The 19,496-nt window shown below is 40.5% G+C and carries 21 protein-coding genes; 16 read left to right on the forward strand and 5 right to left on the reverse strand.

What is annotated here, in order from left to right:
• Positions 1–4: 4 nt before the first annotated feature.
• From JV16_RS08035 to JV16_RS08075, 8 genes are all read left to right on the forward strand, one after another.
• Positions 5–3,097 (forward strand): phage tail tape measure protein, encoded by a 3,093-nt coding sequence (locus JV16_RS08035; protein ID WP_052481236.1) that lies wholly within the window; start codon positions 5–7, stop codon positions 3,095–3,097.
• Positions 3,094–3,876 carry a distal tail protein Dit gene (locus tag JV16_RS08040; RefSeq protein ID WP_052481238.1) on the forward strand — a complete coding sequence of 261 codons (783 nt, stop codon included), beginning with the start codon at positions 3,094–3,096 and terminating at the stop codon, positions 3,874–3,876. Before JV16_RS08035 ends, JV16_RS08040 begins: the two co-directional genes overlap by 4 nt.
• 13 nt (positions 3,877–3,889) lie before the next feature.
• Positions 3,890–4,639 (forward strand): hypothetical protein, encoded by a 750-nt coding sequence (locus tag JV16_RS08045; RefSeq protein WP_042535164.1) that lies wholly within the window; start codon positions 3,890–3,892, stop codon positions 4,637–4,639.
• A gap of 48 nt (positions 4,640–4,687) precedes the next feature.
• Positions 4,688–7,171 carry a phage tail protein gene (locus tag JV16_RS15010; RefSeq protein WP_052481240.1) on the forward strand — a complete coding sequence of 828 codons (2,484 nt, stop codon included), beginning with the start codon at positions 4,688–4,690 and terminating at the stop codon, positions 7,169–7,171.
• Between the two features lie 10 nt (positions 7,172–7,181).
• A complete protein-coding gene (locus JV16_RS08060) occupies positions 7,182–8,624 on the forward strand; it encodes a hypothetical protein (protein WP_052481242.1) in 1,443 nt (480 codons plus the stop codon).
• A gap of 10 nt (positions 8,625–8,634) precedes the next feature.
• Positions 8,635–9,048 (forward strand): phage holin family protein, encoded by a 414-nt coding sequence (locus JV16_RS08065; protein WP_042535170.1) that lies wholly within the window; start codon positions 8,635–8,637, stop codon positions 9,046–9,048.
• Positions 9,045–9,722: an N-acetylmuramoyl-L-alanine amidase gene (locus JV16_RS08070; RefSeq protein ID WP_042535172.1), complete on the forward strand. Its 678-nt coding sequence runs from the start codon at positions 9,045–9,047 to the stop codon at positions 9,720–9,722. The genes JV16_RS08065 and JV16_RS08070 overlap by 4 nt, the downstream gene beginning before the upstream one ends.
• 107 nt (positions 9,723–9,829) lie before the next feature.
• Positions 9,830–10,213, forward strand: a complete 384-nt coding sequence (locus tag JV16_RS08075; RefSeq protein WP_042535174.1) for a PH domain-containing protein — start codon at positions 9,830–9,832, stop codon at positions 10,211–10,213.
• Positions 10,214–10,241: 28 nt separating this feature from the next.
• Here JV16_RS08075 and JV16_RS08080 read toward each other — a convergent pair whose 3' ends face one another.
• The gene (locus JV16_RS08080) at positions 10,242–10,460 is read right to left on the reverse strand and encodes a helix-turn-helix domain-containing protein (RefSeq protein ID WP_042535176.1); all 219 of its coding nucleotides are present in this window, start codon (positions 10,458–10,460) and stop codon (positions 10,242–10,244) included.
• Between the two features lie 538 nt (positions 10,461–10,998).
• Here JV16_RS08080 and JV16_RS15685 point away from each other — a divergent pair.
• The 7 genes from JV16_RS15685 to JV16_RS08120 all read left to right on the forward strand — a co-directional run bounded on the left by JV16_RS15685 (position 10,999) and on the right by JV16_RS08120 (position 16,313).
• Complete coding sequence (locus tag JV16_RS15685; RefSeq protein ID WP_160289325.1) at positions 10,999–11,346, forward strand: hypothetical protein; 348 nt, start codon at positions 10,999–11,001, stop codon at positions 11,344–11,346.
• A 318-nt stretch (positions 11,347–11,664) separates the two neighbouring features.
• A complete protein-coding gene (locus JV16_RS08095) occupies positions 11,665–12,594 on the forward strand; it encodes an ABC transporter substrate-binding protein (protein ID WP_021093679.1) in 930 nt (309 codons plus the stop codon).
• A 15-nt stretch (positions 12,595–12,609) separates the two neighbouring features.
• Positions 12,610–13,638 carry a FecCD family ABC transporter permease gene (locus JV16_RS08100; protein WP_021093678.1) on the forward strand — a complete coding sequence of 343 codons (1,029 nt, stop codon included), beginning with the start codon at positions 12,610–12,612 and terminating at the stop codon, positions 13,636–13,638.
• Entirely contained in the window at positions 13,625–14,416 is a 792-nt protein-coding gene (locus tag JV16_RS08105; RefSeq protein ID WP_021093677.1) for an ABC transporter ATP-binding protein, read from the forward strand. The genes JV16_RS08100 and JV16_RS08105 overlap by 14 nt, the downstream gene beginning before the upstream one ends.
• Positions 14,417–14,432: 16 nt before the next feature.
• Positions 14,433–14,936: a HugZ family pyridoxamine 5'-phosphate oxidase gene (locus tag JV16_RS08110; RefSeq protein ID WP_021093676.1), complete on the forward strand. Its 504-nt coding sequence runs from the start codon at positions 14,433–14,435 to the stop codon at positions 14,934–14,936.
• Positions 14,933–15,985, forward strand: coding sequence for a hypothetical protein (locus JV16_RS08115; protein WP_021093675.1), 1,053 nt, complete (start codon positions 14,933–14,935; stop codon positions 15,983–15,985). The genes JV16_RS08110 and JV16_RS08115 overlap by 4 nt, the downstream gene beginning before the upstream one ends.
• Before the next feature lie 16 nt (positions 15,986–16,001).
• Positions 16,002–16,313: an antibiotic biosynthesis monooxygenase gene (locus tag JV16_RS08120; RefSeq protein ID WP_021093674.1), complete on the forward strand. Its 312-nt coding sequence runs from the start codon at positions 16,002–16,004 to the stop codon at positions 16,311–16,313.
• Positions 16,314–16,352: 39 nt separating this feature from the next.
• Here JV16_RS08120 and JV16_RS15780 read toward each other — a convergent pair whose 3' ends face one another.
• The 4 genes from JV16_RS15780 to JV16_RS08135 all read right to left on the reverse strand — a co-directional run bounded on the left by JV16_RS15780 (position 16,353) and on the right by JV16_RS08135 (position 18,412).
• Positions 16,353–16,526: a hypothetical protein gene (locus JV16_RS15780; RefSeq protein ID WP_009362281.1), complete on the reverse strand. Its 174-nt coding sequence runs from the start codon at positions 16,524–16,526 to the stop codon at positions 16,353–16,355.
• 74 nt (positions 16,527–16,600) lie between these two features.
• The gene (locus JV16_RS08125; RefSeq protein ID WP_021093673.1) at positions 16,601–17,749 is read right to left on the reverse strand and encodes an HD-GYP domain-containing protein; all 1,149 of its coding nucleotides are present in this window, start codon (positions 17,747–17,749) and stop codon (positions 16,601–16,603) included.
• 72 nt (positions 17,750–17,821) lie between these two features.
• Positions 17,822–18,145, reverse strand: a complete 324-nt coding sequence (locus JV16_RS08130) for a spore coat protein (protein ID WP_009362280.1) — start codon at positions 18,143–18,145, stop codon at positions 17,822–17,824.
• 15 nt (positions 18,146–18,160) lie between these two features.
• Positions 18,161–18,412, reverse strand: a complete 252-nt coding sequence (locus JV16_RS08135) for a hypothetical protein (RefSeq protein ID WP_009362279.1) — start codon at positions 18,410–18,412, stop codon at positions 18,161–18,163.
• Positions 18,413–18,575: 163 nt separating this feature from the next.
• On the opposite strand from JV16_RS08135, the gene JV16_RS08140 reads away from it, so the two are divergent.
• Positions 18,576–19,493, forward strand: coding sequence for a proline dehydrogenase family protein (locus tag JV16_RS08140; protein ID WP_009362278.1), 918 nt, complete (start codon positions 18,576–18,578; stop codon positions 19,491–19,493).
• Positions 19,494–19,496: the final 3 nt, after the last annotated feature.

Raw genomic sequence — 19,496 nt, forward strand, 5'->3', positions numbered from 1 at the left:
AACGATGGCGGAAGTTGGTACGTTGCGAGTGTCGCTTGGATTAGATAGTGCAAATTTCACGACGAGCATTGAGGCTGTCAATCGCAAAATACGGCTCGTTGACGCGGAGTTTAAAGCGGCTACTGGTGGTGTAAAGGATTTCGAGAATAGTTTGGAAGGACTACAAATTAAAGCGGAATCCCTCACACAAAAGCTACAGTTACACGAGACGAAAGTCGCTGAGTTAAAGCGCAGATATGAAGAAAGTGCGCAAACGAAAGGAAAAGACGCAGCTGAAACCGAGAAATTGCTTATCGCCTACAACAAAGCTGTCGCAGAAATGAAAAAGACAGAGGCACAGTTACAACAAACAAATAAAGAGATTGAAAAGCAATCGGACGGCTTTAACAAGTTAGAGCAAGCTGTAACGCAAAGTTTGCAAAAAATTGACCAGCAGTTGAAAGTGATTGATTCCGAATTTCGTGCTGCAACAGCTGGTATCGAGAATTTTGGTTCAACGTCTGAGCAATTGCGTACAAAAGCCAACAGTTTAGCGCAAACGCTCGAATTACAGAAAACGAAAGTGTCAGAATTAAAGCGACTATATGATGAAAGCGTAAAGGCAAAAGGTGCGGATGCGAAGGAAACGAGTGATCTCTTAATCGCCTACAACAAAGCGACGGCGGAAATGAAAGAAACCGAAGCACAGTTGCGACAGTTAAATCAAACGATTGAACAGCAAGCGACAGCATGGGGACAACTACAAACCAAGTTGAATGAGACCGGCCAACGCTTGCAAGACGTGGGTAATAACCTTCAATCGTCTGGAGCGCAAATTGCTGCCTCATTCGGTGTAGCAAGTGCAGCAATTAGTGGTGCATTAGGTGTTTCTGTCAAAAAATCGATGGATTTTGAGGCACAGCTTTCTCGAGTTGGAGCGATTGCAGGGGCAACGCCGAATGAATTAGAGAAGCTCAAACAGGCTGCTCTTGATCTCGGTTCATCGACGTCTAAGTCAGCTACCGAGGTTGCACAAGGTATGGAGATTATGGGAGCGATGGGATACAACACAAATCAAATTCTTGCGGCGATGCCAGGGATTATCGCAGCAGCAGAGGCATCGGGAGAAGATATGGCTTTAGTTGCTGACACAGTATCATCAGCACTCAATGCATTCGGCCTTGAAGCAGGAGAGGCGTCAAGAGTAGCAGATGTTCTAGCACAAGCGGCAAATGATTCAGCAGCTGGTGTGCAAGATATGCAGTACACGTTCAAGTATGCTGCTCCAATCGCAAAAACATTAGGAATTTCGCTTGAAGAACTTGCGGCAGCTACAGAAATTATGGCGAATAACGGTATCCGTGGAGAACAGGCCGGTACAACATTGCGTGGGGCTCTCATTCGATTATCTGATCCACCAAAAGAGGCGCGAGAGGCATTAGCTTCACTAGGCATCCAAGTGACTGATGCACAAGGTCGTATGCTACCTTTCGGGGATATTATTGGCCAGCTTTCTGAGAAAACAAAAAATATGAGCAATGCACAAAAACTTGCAGCGCTTTCCACTATTTTCGGGACGGAAGCAGCAAGTGGAATGCTCACCGTGATTGAAGCTGGACCACAAAAATTAGACTCCTTGACGAAATCACTTCAGAACTCAAGCGGAGCATCGAAAGAAGCAGCAGAAAAAATGAAGAACAATTTAAAAGGTGCGCTTGAGGAACTAGGGGGCGCTATTGAAACGGCACAAATTTCTATTGGCGATGCATTAGCCCCAGCTATTCGTGTAGTTGCAGAGGCACTGCAAGGTTTATTCAATGCTTTTAATAGCTTTCCAGACGGAATGAAGCAATTCATAGCAATCGGGGCGGCTATTTCAGCTGTTTTGCTCGGGATTGTTGCATCCATTGGTGTTGTATTGTCAATTGTAGGAACAGCTATGCAAGGGTTTGGGGCATTGGCAAGCGTGTTGGCTAGCGCTGGTGGAATGGCAGGAGTCTTTTCAAGTGCGATAGCTGTCATCACCGGTCCGATCGGTATTGCGATCGGGGCAATTGCTGGATTAGTAGCTATCGGTGTTGTGCTATATAAAAACTGGGACGAAATCAAAGCGTTTCTATCGGCAACATGGGAAGGGATAAAGGCAGTAGCTGTGGTAGTTTGGGATGGACTGAAAACGTATTTTACGACGATTGTCAACATTTATAAAACGATTTTTACAACCGTATGGGAAGGTATTAAAACGGTAATCACAACGGTTTGGGAAGGACTAAAAACGGCGGCCACAGCCATTTTTGAGGGGATAAAAGCGTATTTTACGACTGTACTCAACATATACAAAACGATTTTTACGACTATTTGGAACACAATTAAAACGGTTGTTTTTGAAGTATGGAACGGGTTGAAAACAGCAGCAACGACTATTTTTAATGCAATCGCTTCATTTTTATCGAATGTGTGGAATGGTGTTAAAACGAGCGTTAGCAATATCGTTAGCAGTTTATCTTCTGCTGTACAAAACACATTCAACAGTTTAAGAAGCGCAATTTCTAATATCTTTGGCGGTGTAAGAGATACGTTAGTCAACATATGGGAAGGTATCAAAAACACCGCAAGAAGTTGGGCAAGTAGCTTTGTAGAAATCGGGAAAGATTTGCTTCGTGGCATATGGAACGGTATGAGCAACATGGCAGATTGGCTATGGGAAAAGGTTAAGTCGATGCTTTCTGGATTAACCAATAAAATTAAAGACTTTTTCGGTATTCGTAGCCCGAGCCGTTTATTTGCGGAATACGGAGGATATTTGTCACAAGGTTTGGCGATTGGGATTACAGACGATGCAAAGCTAGCCGAAAACAGCGTTGCCGATATGGCGAAGCGGGTAGCAAAAGCTGGTCAACAAATCGGCAACATCGCTCTACCAAGTATAAAGCCAGCAACGATTCAACATGTTGTTGAAACGAACGTCGTTGGTAACGTGATGTCGGATGCTTCGAGTGCAGGACCGACCATCATCATCGAAAATATGGTTGTTAGAAACGACAATGATATTGAAAAACTTTCACGTGAATTGTATACGATAATCGAGCGCTCAAAACGAAGTAGGGGATTGCGATGAGTATGTGGTTTCAGTTTGACGGTATACGTTCGGAAGAATTGAATATTAAGGTTTTACGTTTTCGCAACCCAGCATTGCCGACATTTGAGGACAATTATGAAAATGTTCCCGGGCGTCATGGATCACTCGTGTTTCCAAAAGAATTTGGGACACGTGAAATTGAAATTGATTGTCTTATAACGCACGAGTCGAGAGAAAAAAGGAGACAGGATATTAGAAAACTTTCCCGCATTTTTACTCGTCAGGAGAGTAAATTAATTCTTAGTGAAGAACCAGATGTATATTATATTGGAAAGTTAGCTGGTTCGTTTTCTATTGATGTACGCAAAACACTGTCGAGCTTTACACTGGTTTTCCGTTGTCAGCCGTTTCGGTATGCCATCGATACTAGAGAATTAACGTTCGATATGGATTCTAACAGCGTGCAGTATATTTCTAACCATGGTACAGCAGAAACCTATCCGTCGTTCATGATCCAAGCAGTGTTTGGGGAGATTCAAAACCCAAAAATCACGATCAACGACAAATATCTGTTGCATAACGGCGTACTAACACCTAACTCAGCAATCGAAATCAACACAGAGAGCTTTTTAGCAACGAAAAGCATGGAACGGGATATTGCTACAACTGGGGCATATGACACTGCAGAAAATAATATTCTGTCGATGATTGATGGTGAATTCGGTGCGTTTTTCCCTGGTGGAAACACATTTGCATATAGCAGTGCAAATGGACAGCGCGCTCGAATTCGTCTTGTTTGGCAAGAACGATATTTGTAAAGGGGAATGACACATGCCGCAACAAAATGGACGTTTAAATACTGATTTAGATAATAAATTAACCTCGTCGTATTATGACGGCGCCAAGTGGCACATGTTCATGAAGGCGTTGAACGCTGACATTGAAGCGTTAGGCTCGACGTCGGATCCAGCTACAGCGCAAACGGTCATCGGATTGTTAAAAGCGTTGATTGCGAAACTACCAAGTGCGTTGCAAAACGACGCACTTAAAAGTGTCTTGATCTCACCGATTCCGTCTGGAACGAACAAAATTGGATCTGTGGATATAGCGAACACCCCAACGGTTCGTGTTGACAGTACGACTCCAGTGAATATCAATGTTACAAGTGGGCTTCCATCAGGTAACAATAAAATTGGTTCTGTGGATATTGTTAATAAACCGACTGTCTTAGTGGATAGTGTAACACCAATCAATGTAAATATTGCACAACCGACTATACTACAAATCACAAAAGTGTCACCGAACAACATGAAGTCGATAGCGAAGTCAGCGACAAACACTAATACAAGTGAGTTAGTAATACCTCTATCTTCTGTACAAGGGCGAATTGTTGAATATATTATTACTGCTGACGCAGCAAACGTTGAACCTATTTACATCGGTGAAAGTGATGTAGATAGCACAAAAGGGATCCCTTTATCTCCTGGACAGCAATTCCGTCTTGAGTATGGGAAAGAGTTGTATTTTTGTGCTCAAAATACGACAGATAAAATCCGAGCAACAATTATCAGTGCAACATAAAGGGATGACGTTCTTTTTATATTTTTGAAAGAAGGGAGGGAGGATCGTTTGATTGTATCTGAAATGAATAAGCTGTTTCAAGGACAGCAATGGAATCAAGGAACGATCAACAACCTTGTTTTAAGTCCGAACGGTCTTATGCTTCAAAGCTATCAAACTGGTGGAATTGGTACGATTATAGATGATTTTGAAGGGGAACAGCGGAATTTTACATTCATAGGAGACTGGCAGCGCACGACAGCGCGGAAGGCCAGTGGATCATATTCTTATACAAATAAAGATATAGGGGACAGCCAAGCAAGCGCGACGGAGATAACAGTTCATTTGCCACAGGGCGGACGTATTGAATTTGACTATTTAGTTAGTAGCGAGAGCGGTTATGATTATTTAAGGTTTTATATTAACGGCGTCGAACAATTTAAAGACAGCGGAAATAATACAAGTTTTAAACACTTTGCGAAAGATTTGGCATCGGGGACATATACGTTTAAATGGCAGTATAGCAAAGACGGAAGTGTAAGCAGCCATGACGATCAAGCGTATATTGACAATCTTTCTATCACTGGCGTAGATACAACGATAACAAAGTATCGAACAAGCGGGACATGGGTTGCTACGATTACGAATGATATGGTGCGAAACGCAACGGGAAGCCGAGTGATAATTGACTATGAAGCGCCAGTAGGCACAACCGTGATCGTAGAGGTATCGACGGACGGAGTGGAATGGTATGAGGTGGTCAACGGAGAGTCGTTACCGAATGCTGTACAAAACTTTCAAACTCTCATGATTCGCGCAACGTTGCAAACACAAAACGAGCAGGTAACGCCGATACTAAAAAGCATAGGTATATCCATATGGGAAGAAGCAAGAGGTGTTCGGACGCTAGGACGTCACTCGAATGTGTATCGAGATATTATACGGGTATATACGCTTGATAGGAGGCTTGCTGCGTATCTCGAAAACGCGAAGAACATCTATACAGATGACTTCCTGAATGACAAATCCATTTTATATTTCGAAATGCCGTTCAATGATCCAAAAACGAGACTTATTCAATACGATGGGCAACTAGTATATAAAAATCGGCGCTATATTGTCACAGAAATTGAGGACGGTATGGATGAAAATGGACAATTTAATTTTGCTGTCACAGCGGAATTAGCGTACATTGAGTTGCTCAATAGAGTTTTTCCAGCGATTGAAATTAACACTGAGGAATTGAGAACTGGATTGGAGAAAATTTTGAACGGTACGGGCTGGAAAATTGGCATCATTGAAACGGGCTATGAAGATGAAATATTCAGTCTTAAGGAAAGCCGCAAAACCGCGTTATGGCTGGTGCGACAAGTTGCCAAGATTCTAGGGTTGGAAATCCAATGGGATAGCATGAATCGAATGATTAACTTAGTGAAGCGGATTGGTAGCAATCGTGGTGCATCATTCAGGTATCGTAAAAACCTCAAAAGCGTAAAACGGACGATCACCCCACCTGAAGCTACAGTCATCATCCCGTATGGGAAAAACGGGCTGACAATCGCAGAAGTGAACGATGGAAAAAACTATGTAGAAAATTACGATTGGTATGTTTCGCAAGGCGTTCCACTTTCAGAAGCGCGTCAGAAATATAGAAAAGAATACATCCTTGAAGATGAACGGTTCATACTGCCTGGTAACTTGAAGAGATATGCCGAGGACATGTTGAAAGAAATGGCGTTTCCGAGAATCAGCTATCAAGTTAGTGTTCTCGACCTCTCAGCCATTACAGGGCTTGAAGAGGACAAGTTCTATCTTGGGGACGATGTACGGATTTTCAACGAAGATTTACGCCTAGACGTTACAACGCGAATTTTACGCATGAAAGTTTACCCGCAAGAGCCGTGGAGAAATGAAATAGAACTGGGTTTTTTAGAGCCAGGGCTGGGAGACATTTCAAATGACAGTATTAGCAGTGATGTACAAGCAGCACAGCCTGATTTGCTTTATGCTACATCTGGCTCATCAAAATCCATTGGAACGGGTCCTGTGTTTCCACTGCAAATGAGTGTCACGAACTTCGGTAGTACGAATGCACAGATTGGACTTTTACTTATTTGTCAGGCAAAAGTAGCGTTGACGCTTACGATAAAGATTATGATGAACGGTTCAAACATCGGACCAGAAATGAAGCAATATTTACCTGTGGGGTGGCATACGATCGGATTGCCGTTTGTCATTGCGCAAATGCCTAGTGGTACAGGCATGTTAGAAGTGCAAATGTTTACAGATACAGGGACGCTCGAGATTCCCCAGGACGGTTTGCAAATGTTCGTTTATGCACAAAACTTGTTAGGTGGTTTAGCACCTGATATCCCACGTCCAAGTGTGGCGGAAATATATCGTTTCAACAAAGGGATGTATACAACGATTCAAACCAACGAAGCTATTCATATTGTCATTGATCATCCAATGTTGCTATCGATGCAACAACATCACAGGATCATGAACAGAGACATTGAAACACATGAAATAATTGTTACAAATATGGGCTAGGAGGGGGAAGATGATCCGACAAAGCAAAGCGAAGAAACAGAACTTCTTGACTGGGGAAGTGCTAGAAATCGTTAAAGAAAAGCCTTTTAAAACGGTGCGAGGCGTGCATACGGTTGAGCTGTTTGATGCATGGACTGGAAAAATCGTCGAACGCATTGAGAGTGAGAACTTTATTTCGAAAATCATGGAGGAACTACAACGACAAGCGGCTTTGTTTGCCTTTTTGGCAGATTCTCTCGACACAAGTTATACCTCACCTAGATATAATGGTCCTATGGACAGTTTATCTAAATACAATACCATTTTTGATGTTCCTTGGTATTTTGGATCGTTTCCCATGAGTAATATCATTTTGACTGATTATGACGGTCCCGAAGATCCTGAAAATGAAATCATTATGCGTGGTCGCGTGATTGGATGGGCAGGGAAGAAATCAACATATTCAGGTAGCGATACGAAAAGAGGGTCTCTAAACTCTTCAGAAAGTTTTGTGGAGCCTGGTCACATTCACCTTGTCTATGACTGGCCAACGCACGCAGCAAATGGAACGTTCCAAAGTGTATATTGGAATTATGATCCGTTCCTTAACGGAATTTTTGGGGTGATAGGTAAAAAAACCGTGCAAGTTACTGCCCCGAATGGATATGTATTTTTAAATAATATTTTAGCTCGCTTTAAAAACGGGAAGTTATATTTTGCAGCTAGAGAAGCATCATCAAATAAGATCGCGATATTGATGTATGACTTCGATGTACAAACAAAAGAAATAACAAATGGAGCAGTATATGCGGTATTGAATACAACAAGTATAGATGTATTTGATATTGCATCGAATGGGGATATATATGTATTTACTGCTAATACTTTATTTTGTTTTGGTACAAATGGAATGTCAAAAAATATTCCAGGAACATCGCAAACAACTAGATCGTTTTCTGGATATCCAAAAGAATTTTTCTGTATTGCGGGGCAAGAATTTTATATTGGTGCTCGAACAAACACTGGATCATCATATCCATTTCAAGTGGCAAGGTATGATATAAGTAACTTGTCTAGTCCCTTGGAAGTAAGAATGATTTCATCAACAACAATTTCACCAACAGATCTCATATACCCAGCACATTATTTACCTGAATTAAACATGTTTTTTATGAGTGTGTATAATGGCTACAATTATTTTCTCGACCGTTCAACATTGGATTTTAGTAAGAATACACCTGCACCTGCAGGTTCAAACAGTTATAGTTATTTTCCAATTGTATTTAGCCAACACGATAAACAGTTTTTAGAGATTAGGCATCTTACTCCGTCGAACGGTGATACGACAAAAAGAACTATTACCATTTCACCTATTGGTTTTATCGGTGCGCGTAACCTTTTGCCTAGTCCGGTCACAAAAACGAACACAAATACGATGAAGCTGACTTACGATCTTTACATTGATAGCTATTGAGGTGAAACATATGGAACGATTCGATATCATTTACAAGACCGTCGCGGTCACGCTGGGGGCTGTGGTTGGGTATTTATTTGGCGAGTCAACAGGGCTGCTACTCGTATTATTTTGGATGGTGATCATTGATTACGGAACTGGAATGGTGGCGGGATACACAGAAGGAACTTTATCCAGCAAGGTCGGATTCAAAGGGATCGTCAGGAAGGTCATGATTTTTGTCATGGTTGCACTGGCTCATTTGGTCGATAGCGCACTTGGAACAAAAAATATGTTCCGCGATGCGACTATCGTTTTTTATATGGCAAATGAATTGTTGAGTATTTTTGAAAATGCTGGACGTATGGGTGTACCCGTGCCAGAGCGGCTGACACAGGCGGTGGAAGTGTTGAAAGGGAAAAGCAAGGAGGCGGAGAAGAAATGAAGATCGTTCTGGATGCTGGCCATGGCGGACACGATCCCGGTGCTATTGCGAATGGGTTGAGGGAAAAAGACCTGACGCTTGCTATCGTAAAACATATCGGTAAGATGCTTGAAGAGTATGAAGGCGTTGAAATACTTTACACACGCACAGATGACCGTTTTCTTGAGTTATCTGAACGAGCAGCCATTGCAAATAAAACAGGAGCAGATTTCTTTTTAAGTGTGCATATCAATGCTGGAGGAGGAACGGGGTTCGAATCGTATGTACACCCCAACGCTAACTCAGCAACGATTGCATATCAAAATGTCATTCATGCGGAAATCATGAAATCGCTTGGTAATGTTAACGATCGTGGTAAGAAACGAGCTAACTATGCGGTTTTGAGGGAAACGAAAATGCCGGCCATTTTGACAGAAAACTTGTTCATTGACAATGTCAACGATGCTGTCAAATTAAAATCGGAGCAGTTCTTGCAACAAATTATATACGGCCACGTGCAAGGTATTATTAAAGCCTTTGGCTTAAAGAAAAAAGAAAATTCAACACAGACAACACAAAAACCGTCTGACGGAAAATTGTATCGCGTCCAAGTCGGGGTGTTCAGTGATCGAAAAAATGCGGAACGTTTAGCAGAAGAACTAAAGAAAAAAGGATATCCAGCTGTGATCGTTTGATTTTTCCCCTGCTACTCGGCAGGGGATTTTTTTATTTATTAGAAGGAATAATTTATCTCCTTGTCGAATAACTGGTATTGATTGTCGATGAATAGGGAGGTTAGAAGATGGGACTATTAGACGGATTAATGGGTAATGCCACTAAAGCAGATATTAATGAAGTGGAAAAGGAATTAGAAGTCATTATTGCAGAAAACGAAAAAATTGAACTAGCTTTCAAATTAGTTAGAGACCTTATTGTTTTTACAAACACACGGCTTATATTAATCGATAAACAAGGAATGACTGGTAAAAAAGTCGAATATCTCTCTGTTCCTTATAAAAGTATCTCTCGTTTTAGTATAGAAACAGCAGGGCATTTTGATCTTGATGCAGAACTAAAAATTTGGATTTCAAGTGCAATAGAACCAACTATTTCAAAACAATTTAGAAAAGATAAAAGCATTTATGATGTTCAAAAAGCTCTCGCTTCATATGTAGCCAAACCATAGTTAAAACATCCGTAGAATAGATATAAGCCTACTCGCTTTGAGTAGGTTCTTTTTTTCTGTACAAGTCATCTGTAGTGCATCGGAATAACTCCGCCAGCATAAACAAACGCGGTACAGATGGAAAGCTATCTCCTTTTATGTATTTATCAAGTTGACGAACACCAATATCTAATTGTTTAGCAACAAAGTCTTTTCGATATCCACTCTTTTCAAGCCATTCTCCGATGCGACTCTCTAATTGAAACATCTATTAATCCCCCCTGTTATTTCATTTCGATAAATGGTTTTGATACTCCTCTTAAGAATTTTATTTTCTTTATTCAAGAATTTTAATGGCATAAATTCAATTGTTAGTCCATATTATGTACCAAGACGTCGGACAGACGTCAAAATACTGAAAGGGGAAATGACGAATGACAAAAGATTTGGCTCAACAACTATTACAAATGAAAGGCGTCTACTTGACGTCAGAGGGGCGAAAAATACTTGAAGCTATTGCGAATGAAAAAGCGCCGGTGACGTCAACCAAATGAGTGTGTATCGTCCAACAGTGCGGTATGCTCCTGTTTTTCGTGATTATGTGGATGCTTTGTTTTACGCGACGAGTTTAGATCGAAATCAAATCATTCGAGCAGCTCTTTTTACAGCAGCGCATACAAAAGAATTTCAGGCAATGTTAAAGCAATATCAGAAAAAAGACGTCCCTCTTCCCTCTCCTCCATGGGAGCTGTTGGACCATCAATTATGGCTGGAGCAATGCCCAGAAAACAAAAGGGGAGTTGAGGATGTCAATGCTAACGCCACAAGAAGAGGAGAAGCTTCGGTTGCTCCTGAACATGTTGCAGGAACGCGACTATTACAGTCGTCCACGAATCGACGTGTCGAACCGCCTGCGCGACGAGAAGGGGAGATTCCTTCCGAACGACAGCGACCTATACAGTTTCGGGAAACAGGGGGAATTGTTATTAGACTTGGATGAAGTCACATATGAAGATGAACCGCCCCGCGAAATAAAGCTGGTGAAGGTAGATGGTACGTATGGAACGTATCGCGTCGAAGAGAAGATGAAGCCGAGTGATGTGGTAGTGTTGGTGTGCTTTGTCATCGTTTTAATCATCACTTATTTTGGATAAACAAGGCGGATCGCTCCGCCTTGTTTGCATGGATTGGTACACTGAAAATAATTTTGCACAAATTTTGCACAATGCAAGAAACAGAGGTTTTGAAACTTTGAAATATCAAGGTTTCACATGATATGGTTTTACTCCCACCGTCTCCATACTTAGTAAAGAGGAAAACGACTGCGTTGGCGGTCGTTTTTTATTTTGGGTATGTTTCTACCGTTTATAACTTTTTTATATACGAAAAAAACTAATTGACAAAGATTATCAATATCGATTATTATGTTATTTGTAAATGATAATGATAATCATTAGAAAGGAGAAAGGGAAATGAGGAAATTATTTTCTTATGTCCTGTCTTTATGTTTGCTTGTCGGATTGTTTGCTTTCAACGGTGGGACGGCTGAAGCATCGACCGAGTTAACCATTAAAGATTTAGCCGGGCGAACCGTGACGTTTGATCGTACACCCGAGCGTGTTGTTGTATTAAGTCCGGGGGATTTACATACGCTTCAAGCGCTTGGTGTACAAGTCGTAGGGCGACCGACTTCTGCTACACCTGTGGATGCAAGTTTACAATCTGTTCCGCAAGTAGGAAACATTCATCAACCAAACTTCGAAAAAATCGTTAGTTTACAGCCGGATGTAGTGATTGCGGGGGCATCTTTTTTAGGGCATATTCAAAAAGCACAATCATTGGGATTGAAAGTCGTTATCACTTCTGGTAGCTCCGTGGATGATATTAAGTCGTCTATTACGCTACTAGGAAAATTGTTTAACAAAACACAAAAAGCGAAAGTGTTAGTTGGAAAGATTGATAGTAAAGTAAAAAAATATAGTAAAACGAAAACAAAAGTGCGTGCTGTTATTTTATTCGGTTCAGGGGCTAGTTCCCTTGTCGCTTTACCGACATCATTTTCCGGTGATGTATTAGCGAAAGCTGGTGGAGAAAATATTGCAGCAAGCTTTTCGCAACTGAAAGACTATCCTGGATACGCTAATTTAAGTACGGAACGCATTATCGCGAGCAATCCAGATGTAATTTTCATCATTACACATGCGAACCATGCTGAAACAAAAAAAGCAATGATTAAGTTAATGTCAACAAGTTCATGGCGTAACTTGAAAGCGGTGAAAAATAAAAACGTCATCTTTTTACCAAGTGAACTGTTTGCCGCAAGCCCTGGAGTGAAAATTACAGACGCATTAGATCATATGAATAAAGAGTTATTAAAAGTGCGGGCAAAAATGAAAAAGTAATAGATGAGGGATAACATGACTGTTAGTGACACACAGGAAAGAAAACATCCTTATACAAAAAGAAGAATATGGACGTTCGTTTTTCTTCTCATCTCTATTGTATTTGTATGCTTATATTCGATCGTTACAGGAAGTGTAAAGTTGCAATTGCATGAAGTTTGGGAAGGGCTTACAGGGGAAAAAGATTCGATGTTTTATACGATCGTATGGGACTTACGATTGCCTAGAACGATCGTTGGCTTAATTGTAGGCATGTGTTTAGCTGTTTCGGGAACGATTATGCAAGGGGTAATGAAAAATCCACTTGCTGACCCTGGTATTATCGGTGTATCGTCAGGAGCGGCGTTAATGGCAGTCATTATTACGATTGTACTGCCGCAATATATCATTTTGTTGCCGCTTGCAGCGTTTATCGGAGGATTTGTCACAGCGATGCTTATTTACGCTTTAGCATGGCAAGGTGGTTCATCCATTGCAAGAATTATTTTAGTCGGTGTTGCCATTAACGCCATTATTGGTGCAACGATGAGTGCGATTATGTTGTTGTATAGCGATCGCGTGCAAGCGGTTCTTCCTTGGATGGCAGGCGTCATTTCAGGGGCGACGATGGAGCAGGCAAAATTGTTAGTGCTTTATAGCATCCCAGGATTGATTTTGTCGCTTCTTGCTATTCGGCACATTCGCATTCTCCATTTAGGAGATGAGATGGCGAAACTGTTAGGGCATCATGTGGAACGTTCTCGATTCTTTTTAATTGTCATTAGTACATTTTTAACAGGTATTGCGGTCAGTGTTTCTGGATTAATTGGTTTCATTGGTCTTGTCGTTCCACACATGATTCGACTTATTGTTGGAAGCGATGATCGTTTTGTGTTGCCGTTATCAGCACTAGGGGGCGGGGTGTTTCTTGTGTTTGCTGATACGATTGCGCGCAGTTGGTTTGATCCGATTGAATTGCCAGTCGGGTTGTTGCTTTCATTTTTAGGTGGACCGTTTTTCTTATATATTCTCCATAAAAGGGGGAATGTGCGTGCTTTCGGCTAAACATATTACGTATCAACACTCGGAGCATTTTTCAATTGAAGATGTTCATATTGACATTCAAAAAGGAGAAATTGTCAGCTTGATTGGCCCGAACGGTTCAGGAAAATCGACGCTCCTTCGTCTCCTTTCACATGTGTTAAAGCCAATCGGTGGAACCGTTTTACTAGATGGAAGTGAAATTCATACGTTAAGTCGTAAGGCGATCGCTAAAAAAATGGCGATGTTGCCTCAAACGAACAATCATCAATTGGATATGACGGTTCGAGAACTTGTCGAGTTTGGTCGAAACCCTCATAAAGGTTGGTTTCAATCGTTAAACGACGAAGATGAAAAAGTGATTCGTTGGGCATTAGAAATGACAAATTTGCAATCGTATGAATACCGATTTTTACACTCTTTGTCTGGTGGAGAGCGTCAACGTGCATGGATTGCGATGGCGTTGGCACAACGGCCTGAAGTGTTGTTGCTTGATGAACCGACAACATATTTAGATATTTCCCATCAATTAGAAGTGATGGAACTCATTCAAATGTTGAATGACCAATTAGGTATGACAGTCGTTATGGTTTTACATGACATTAATCAAGCAGCACAATACAGCGATCGAATGATTGTAATGAAAGACGGGAAGATTCAATATGATGATCGCACACAATGCGTCATTTGCAAACAAATGTTTCAAGATATATTCGGTATTGATGTCGATATCCGTTATGAAGGGGATAAGCCATTTTTTATTCCTATCCGAAAAACGTGTCACATTCCATGCTTAACGTAGAAAAGGTGAGAAAACATTGGAAGAGAAAAAAAGAGAGCGCTATGTGCAATTTGTGAAACAATGTAAAACAATGATGATCAGTACAATAAATGACCATGGTGAGCCGTTTATTAGTTATGCCCCCTTTGTGATAGACGAAAGTCATTTTTACATTTTTATTAGCCGAACGGCTGAACATTTCCAATATATAGAACGTAACGAGCGAGTTTCTGTATTGTTGATTGCTGATGAAGCAACATCAACCAATTTGTTTGCACGAGAGCGCGTTCGATTCACGTGTAAGCCAACGCACATTGGTAACAACGGAAATGATCATATTTTTGCTAAGTTTGAGGACATTCACGGCAAACCGATGATTCGTTTATTGCGAAGTATTGATTTTTCGCTTTTTCAACTTACTCCAATGGAGGGACGTTACGTTGTTGGTTTTGGGCAAGCGTTTGATGTCGATTTAAACGGTGAACGATTTACGCATGTAATTGTTGATAAAAATGAGGAAGGGAGACTTGAGGGGCAATGAGTACGAAAAAAATTATAAATATGACGGTCATCGGTTTTATCATGTTCAGTTTGCTTCTTTCTTTTCAACCGATTGTTTCAGAAGCGAAAACGAATGTGGCTACCATCGTCAATGAAGCGAAAGCGCAAATGAAAAAAGCCCATACAACGTATACAGCGTATGTTCAAAAAACAGGGAGCATCCCGCCACATGCGACCGTTTTAGCTGAGTATAAAAAGGCCCATCAGTTATATGTACAAGCGAAACAAGCTGTTCAAAAGTCTGCTGGGAAAGAGAAAAAGAAATATGTTAGTGAGTTAGATGGTGCGTATAAAACGTATATGGCTAAACGAGTCATTCCGTATTTGAATGCGTCTGTTGTATTTGAAGGATCTAAAAAGATGAGAACGGCTTTGGAGCAAGCAATTGTTGATGAAGATATGGATGCGTTGGAAGCGGCGCATAAACAGTTGCAAGTATACGTGCAAAATCGTCAGCTTCGTGTATATAACAACGTGTCCGAAGCGAATGTTCGAAAACTGCTTTTAGAAGAATTTTCAAAAAGTAAGGCGCTCTATGATAAATATGCAAATGATGTGAAGGTGTACGAGCAACTATTAAAAGCGAATGAATACCTCGAAGATGGGAAGCTCGCTGAAGCGAAAAAAGTGCTTGATGCAGTCAATGCATTATTATCAAAGCTATCGGATACGTTCCGGGCAGATTTGACAAATGAATATAACAACTTATCCGAAGTGTATAACGATTTAATTACGCCTCCTGTAGCTGAGCTAGATTATGTAGAAGCAACGAACGGTGCGCTTACGTTATATTTTGATATTCCTGTTTCTTCATTAAACGCAGCAAATATGAAAATAACGGTCGCGATTAATAAAGGGGAGGAGCAAGTTGTCCAACCGGCAACGATTACGTTAAGTGAAGACCGAACAGTAGCTACCATTGTAGTTCCGATGATCTCGGAAAAAGATGAAGAGCAGTCTGTTGTATATGCAGTTGAGTATGCAGGGAAAAAAGTAACTGCTGATCCATTCGTAATTTCAAAAAAATAAAAGGGAGAGATGACACATGTACGTTGTTACAAATGCGATTCGTGTAAAAAAAGGATATGCTTCACAACTTGTTGAGCGATTTAAAGAAAGAAAAGGTATCGAACAATCACCTGGGTTTATTCGTTTAGAATTGCATGTGACGCAAGGGCTTGAAGATTATGATGAAGTACGTGTATGCACTACGTGGGAGAACAAACAATCGTTCGAGGCTTGGACGCAAAGTGAGGCATTTCGTAAAGCGCATGAGCAAAAAGCAAAAGATCGTCCTGACTATGTGCTTGGAAACGAAATGTTTTCATATGAAGTTGCCCTTTCTTTTCAAGCATAGAAAAAAGCTAGGGAGCTAGTGCTCCTTAGCTTTTTATGCTTAATAGTACCATCCGCCGCCATATGGGTAAAACGGATATGGACGTGGTGGGTAGTAATATGGGCGTGGTGGATAAAACGGATAAGGCGTTAATGCGCTACCAAGTAATCCACCTAAAAAGCCTCCGAAAAACGGTGCACCAAAAAAGCCGAAAAACGGTCTGCGACCATACATTGAGCATTCCCTCCCTATACATTCTTCATTACACTGATAATGTATGCAGGGCATTTGTCCAATGGTTGGGCGACCTAACGTTTTCGTGATAAATCAATGATTGTTCCATCACGCTTTTGGACGAGAGGGCGGAGGGGATCGTGAATATAATCTGTAAATCCGATAATTGAAGCCCACTCATACGGACGAATTTGAATAGCTTGTCCAACCTTATATAAAGCCGTTTTATCTAAAAAAATACGCAAAATGTGAGGATCTAATTTTTTTCCGCGCTCATTCCATACTTCGTTTATCGCTTCAAAAGATGTATAGCTTTTCTCGCCAATATAGCCGCCGACAAGTTCATCGTAGTATTGTGCGATGGCGATTATACGTCCGTACAAATGGATGTCGTTGCCACTTTTTTTATTTGGCACACCCCATCCATTAAACCATTCGTGGTGATCAAGTATGCCGTAAATGATGTTTTTTTGACGACCGTATGCAGAGGAAGTAATTAATTCAATAGATAACTTAATATGATTGCGCATAATTTCCTCGTTCGTTTTCGCTTCGTTTAAATAGTTAACAAATTGTTCTTTTGGAATTTGTGTAAATCCGATGTCAGCAAACAAAGTTGCGAGACAAAGTTCAATAATATCCTCATCTCTTAGCTCTAAAACGAGCCCAAGCATTAATGAAATAGCAGTTGTGTTTAAGCTATGGATCGCAAGTACATCGTGATATTGGCGCATTTTCTGATATAAATGTAAAATCGTTTCGTCTTTTAACACAATGCGATTTAGCTGTTCATCAATTTGTTTGGCACGTCGCAAAAGGCGTGGAGAGTCTAATGTTTGTTCGATTAGTGCCCATGTTGGAGAGAAAAGATTTAATTCAGCAAGAAACGTTGTTTCTACCTCTTCTTCTGTCAATGATGGTTCATATAACTGTACAGTAATAGGCATTTGGATATATTGACGGTGTATATCGACAACTTGTTTTAGTGCTTCATAAAATGAATGATGTTCATATTGCTTCTCACGAATAAAATCGTGAAGCTGTTGTTCGGATGAAACGACGAGAAACGGAAAATCTTTTGGAAATTGTTTTTTAATATGTGCAATAACTGACTCACTTAATTTTTTATGTTTTTGTACGAATAATAGCCCGTCTGGACGGTATAAAGGATGTAGGAGAATATCTCCAGGAACAAGTTCGTAGGTTTGTTTTTTCTGGAACACGATGATCCCTCGCTTCTAAACAATTTATCCTTATTATACAAAAAAACCGACTGCCTAAGCAGCCGGCTTTTCTTACTGCATCATATTGTTGTATGGGAATTGGCTCGCGTATCCTTGAAATTGTTGATATGATTGTTGTAATTTTTGCTGGTCTGCTTGTTCAAGCGCGTACCAACCTTTTTTAAACATTAAGTTGTACAATTCACGTTGGCAATTTTGTGTTTCGGTAAACATATGCAAAATTTCATCATACAAATGTTGATGGCTTGCTTCGTTTAAAAATGTACAATAACTATCCGTCATATATTTTTCAGTTGATAACATATCATTAATAAAATCGCGATCGTTCATTTGTGGTGTTTTCGGAATTTGTGTTTCAGTATTTTGCACTTTCATATCGTTATGTCCTCCTTATTGCATGTGTGCGGATGGCTGTAATTGATGTAACAATTGTTGATAATGGCGTTGATGCATTTGTCCGACGCGCTCAATCGCTTGTTTAATTTCTTGATCTTGGCATTGAGAAGCAAAAAAATGAGCTTTTTTCATCGCAAGCAAATTCCATGATAAGGCATCCGTTAAATAAAGGGCGTCTTTCGTTGAAATCATTTCAGGTGGTTGAGCCATCATCGCATGTTGTTGTGTGTTCATTTGTTGTTGCATGATCATCCCTCCATGTAAAATCATGTTCGACTGTATATTGCCCACGTGCCGTATAGTTATACGTATGTAGACAAAAAATACGACTATTCGACAAAAACATATTCAAGTGATTGAAAACGTGTTACAATACGGGTGGATGCGCTTGCAAAGGGGGTAAACAACAATGGAACAATTAATGCGCGACTTTTTCTTATTTTTATCAAAAAATAAAACGTTAACAAAATTGGCAAAGCGGTACGGTCTTCGTTTCGGTGCGTCGCGTTTTGTAGCGGGGGAAACGATTGAACGTGCAGTAGACGTGATTAAAGAACTCAATCGTAAAGGGCTAGCGGTCACGATCGACTACTTAGGGGAATTTGTTGATAATGAACAAGAAGCAAATGAAATGGCGAACCATTCGATTGAGGCGATTCGTGCGATTGGTGAAAATAAATTAAATTCACAACTATCACTAAAAATGACATCGATGGGATTGGACATTTCCGATGAGCTTGTGATGAAAAATATGCGTCGCATTTTAGATGAAGCAAAAGCCCACGGTGTATTTGTGACAATTGATATGGAAGACTATTCTCGTTGCCAAAAAACGATCGATATTTTTAAACAGCTGAAAAAAGAGTATGACAATGTCGGAACGGTATTGCAAGCATATTTGTATCGCACGGAAAAAGATATTGAAGATTTAAATGCGTATCATCCAAATTTACGCCTTGTGAAAGGGGCGTATAAAGAGTCACCAGAAGTAGCTTTTCCAGATAAAAAAGATGTAGATGAAAACTTTAAAAAGATTATTAAAATGCATTTATTAAATGGCAACTACACAGCTGTTGCGACACACGATGATGCGATTATCGAATATACGAAACAGCTCGTGAAAGAACATAACATTCCAAACGATCAATTTGAATTTCAAATGTTATACGGCATTCGCCCGGAGCGCCAAGAACAATTAGTGCGCGAAGGATATACGATGCGCGTCTACGTTCCATACGGAACCGATTGGTACGGCTACTTTATGCGTCGTTTAGCGGAACGTCCAGCAAATGTGGCATTTGTGTTAAAAGGGATATTAAAGAAATAAAGG

This window comes from Anoxybacillus ayderensis (assembly GCF_000833605.1).
GTDB classification, from domain to species: domain Bacteria; phylum Bacillota; class Bacilli; order Bacillales; family Anoxybacillaceae; genus Anoxybacillus; species Anoxybacillus ayderensis.